Origin of the sequence: Pseudomonas viridiflava (genome assembly GCF_900602065.1) — a bacterium.
Taxonomy (GTDB): Bacteria; Pseudomonadota; Gammaproteobacteria; order Pseudomonadales; family Pseudomonadaceae; genus Aquipseudomonas.
In genome coordinates this window covers 1-299 of the sequence record NZ_UWFN01000306.1, presented here as the reverse complement: position 1 = coordinate 299, position 299 = coordinate 1, and the positions used below count along the sequence as shown (strand labels likewise).

The window sequence follows — 299 nt, the reverse complement described above, 5'->3', positions numbered from 1 at the left end:
ACTCCAGGGTACGTTCCGATATATTACTCACCCGTTCGCCACTCGCCGCCAGGTTGCCCCGCGCTGCCGTTCGTCTTGCATGTGTAAGGCATGCCGCCAGCGTTCAATCTGAGCCAGGATCAAACTCTTCAGTTTAATCTCTGTTACTTTTGCCGTTTTACCGGCTCTCTTATTGCTAAGAGGTTGCTCACTCAAAATACTGACAGGCCACTATTTTCATAGCGCCTATTTCATTACTTCTTGTGAACATTTGATATTTTAAGTATCGCGGAACTTGGTTACCCTTGTTCCGCGTGCAC

The 299-nt window shown here is 47.8% G+C and carries 1 rRNA gene; it reads right to left on the bottom strand.

Going from position 1 to position 299, the window contains the following annotated elements:
- Nucleotides 1-135, bottom strand: a 16S ribosomal RNA gene (locus EE949_RS22450); the annotation flags it as partial.
- Nucleotides 136-299: the final 164 nt, after the last annotated feature.